This window comes from Candidatus Streptomyces philanthi, from assembly GCF_059553635.1.
This window is the reverse complement of record NZ_JCANQV010000463.1, coordinates 1-3,099: the sequence shown is the minus strand read 5'-3', so window position 1 is coordinate 3,099 and position 3,099 is coordinate 1. Positions and strand designations below refer to the sequence as shown.

The following is a 3,099-nucleotide window of genomic DNA, read 5'->3' as shown; positions in this document are numbered from 1 at the left end:
CCCGCTCCCACCCCCACCTGGGCGCCGGTCACCGGAACCCCGCGCGTCATCCCCGCCGTCCGCGCCTTCCGGCCCGCCGAGGGGCGCGGCTGGCGGCCCTCGAAGGGCGCCCGGATCGTGGTGCCGGACGGCGAGCGCGGCACCGTCGCCGACGAGGCCCGGCTGCTCGCCCGTGACCTGGGCGGCCTGCCCGTCGTCTGGGGCCGGCAGACCGTACGGCCCGGTGACGTCGAGGTGCGGCTGGCCGGGGCGGGCGGCGGGGCCCCGGAGCAGCGGCCCGGCAACGTGCCCGCCCGCGGCACGGCGGACGAGGCGTACACCGTCACCGCGCGCGACACCCGGCTGACCCTCACCGCCCCCACCGACACGGGGATCTTCTACGCCACCCGCACCGTCAAACAGGCCGTACGCACCGCCGGCGGCCTGCCCGAGGGCACCATCGAGGACCGGCCGGACCGCCCGCAGCGCGGCATGCTGCTGGACAACGCCCGCAAACCGTTCAGCGCCGCCTGGATCGAGGACCGCATCCGCGAACTGGCCGACCTCAAGCTCAACCAGTTCCAGCTGCACTTCTCCGACGACCAGGGCTTCCGCATCGAGAGCAGCAGCCATCCCGAGATCGTCTCCGCCGACCACCTCACCAAGGCCGAGGTCCGCCACCTGGTGGCCCTCGCCCGGAGCCTGCACATCACCGTCATCCCGGAGCTGGACTCGCCCGGCCACCTCGGCGCGGTCCTCGACAAGCACCCCGACCTGCGGCTGCGCAGGGCCGACGGCACCGCGCTGCGTGGGGCGATCGACATCTCCAAGCCCGCGGCGGGCAGGCTCGTCGACGACCTGCTGCGCGAGTACGCCGCGCTCTTCGAGGTCCCCGAGGGCGCCGACGCCTACTGGCACCTGGGCGGCGACGAGTACCAGGCGCTGATGGCCCGCGACCCGGCCGCGTCCTACCCGCAGCTCGCCGAGGCCGCCCGCGCGGCGCACGGCCCCCGGGCCACCATCAAGGACCTGGCCACCGCCTGGCTCAACGACCGCCATGCGACGGTCCGCACGGCCGGCCGCAACCACGTCGAGGCGTGGAACGACGGTTTCTTCGCCGACGGTGTGGTCACCGCCGACAAGGACCGCACCGTCGCCTACTGGACCGGCAAGGAGATCGGCGCCCGTAAACCGGAGGAGTACCTGCGCGAGGGCCGCACCGTCGTCAACCTCAACGACGAGTACCTCTATTACGTGCTCGGACAGCCCAACAACTTCCTCTATCCCACCGGTGAGCGCATCTACCGCGAGTGGACGCCGCGGGTGCTGCGCGGCACCTCGCCGGTGGACGTACCGGAGTCGATGACCGGCCCGGACCGGGTGCCGGGCGGACGGTTCGCGATCTGGGGCGACCTGCCCCACGCGCAGACGCCGCAGCAGATCGCCCGCGGCATCCGCGCCCCGCTCCAGGCGCTGTCGCAGAAGCTGTGGGACCCGCGCAGGCCGTCGCTGTCCTGGCAGGAGTTCCGGACCCTGGGACAGCGGCTGTGACATGAGACGCACGGGACGGCCGGAGCCGCCACCCCGGCCGGTGTCATGCGCATAGGCCATCTGACCAGGTGCTTTGCGTTCTCCGTGAGGGTGCCGGATGGTTTTCTGGTGCGGCCTCTTCTTGGGCTTTTCTGACTGCTCCGGAGCGCTGTTGGCCATGCGTGCAGCCGTCGATTGACTCCAGCCGGTTGTCGCATCCGAAGGTGGAGGGTCGCTGATGGGGTGGCCGCGTGAGGCTGGTGTGACGCTTCAGCGCGGTGGTGGGCGACGGACCACCCGGTTGCCTCCGATCCGACGAACCTGATCGCCTACCGGAGCCGTGGACCCGGCACCCACTCGACGCGGCAGCCGGGCCACCGGCATGCCACCCTCACTTCGAGTAGCCGTGACGGTCCGCCGGAGGACCTGGCGGACCGTCACGAAATGCCGAGGCTGTTCAGCAGGCTTCAGCTTCGGCGAATTCAGTGAATTCGGATCGAAATAATCTTGTGGGCGTGGCCGGGATTCCATGCCTGCTGCTTTTGGATGGTGACGGAGTCGAGCTTGGGATTGTTCTGGTCCTTTTGGTACTGGAGGGTCACGACATTGTTCCCCGATTCGACCCAGTTGACGCCGTAAATGGCGACGGCCGTGGACCCGGCGCCGGCGAAGCAGAGAATGTCACGGCCGTTGTTGTTGTGGATCGTCAGGAAGCCGCGCTCGGTGCAGCGCGTACGGTGAATCGAGGCACTGGCGTTCGAGGGAGATGCGGCTGCGGCAGGGCCGGTCGTGGCGACCAAAGCGGCCACAAAGACGGCAGCGATGCCGATGGAACGACGCGCGGACGGCTTCATCTCTTCCCTTTCCTCTACGACTCTGGACCCTCCCTACTCTCACATGTTCAGCGACCGCCGGAAGCGTTTCTCTCCGTCAATTTCATGCGCCAATGTCCCTTTCCGGCCTCCAGTCGGATCGCTAATCCGAACGCAATGTCTCGTCTCGGTGTTTCGTTTGCGGTGGGGCAAGTTGATGCCCGGGACACGAAAGTGCCTTTACGCTGGTGCTGGGCGCGTGAACGTGCCCGACCGGTTGTTCCGTTCAGGAACTCCTCACCGGCTGGGCGTGCGGGTGTGGGGGCCGCGGCAATGGCCTACTCGCTGAGCCACTTCGCCCTCCACCGCCCGTTCTGTGTGGACATAACCCATACCGCGCCCAGAACCGCGGCGGTGGCGGTCAATGCCGCTTCGGCCCGAAGGCGCTCGCAAGCTCGCCGCTGGGACCACTCGGCGCATCGGCCTGGAGGGCATCGCCTGACGCGTTGGTCACGAGGTTGGCCGCAGAAGGGGGCTGGGTGCCGCGAAATGCCTGGCCAGAGGGATGCAAGTGCGTGCGACGGCCGGAGCCGCCACCCCCCACAGGAGAGGCTCCGGCCGCCGCTCGCGCGAGGCCCGCCAGGGGCCCCTACCCGTAACAGCGCCGGACGGGCCGAAAGCGTCACACGTGGGTCGTGGGACTCTCCTCCGTGGGGCGGGCCCGGGTGCGGGGCGGGCGCGGTGGCGGGTTACGGTCTGCGGGAGCTGCCGGGTTACC

At 69.8% G+C, this 3,099-nt stretch carries 2 protein-coding genes; one reads left to right on the top strand and one right to left on the bottom strand.

Features of this window, described 5'->3' with window-relative positions; genetic code table 11:
• On the top strand, nt 1-1,530 hold a 1,530-nt coding region (locus AC51EU_RS29000; protein WP_496270065.1), incomplete at its 5' end, for a beta-N-acetylhexosaminidase.
• Nucleotides 1,531-1,991: 461 nt separating this feature from the next.
• Here the strand turns inward: AC51EU_RS29000 and AC51EU_RS28995 are convergent.
• Complete coding sequence (locus AC51EU_RS28995) at nt 1,992-2,363, bottom strand: beta/gamma crystallin domain-containing protein (RefSeq protein WP_496270064.1); 372 nt, start codon at nt 2,361-2,363, stop codon at nt 1,992-1,994.
• Between the last annotated feature and the right edge of the window lie 736 nt (nt 2,364-3,099).

Bases quoted from the DNA above. Each gene is read 5' to 3' on its own strand.
- AC51EU_RS28995 (WP_496270064.1), bottom strand. From the start codon at position 2,363: ATGAAGCCGTCCGCGCGTCGTTCCATCGGCATCGCTGCCGTCTTTGTG.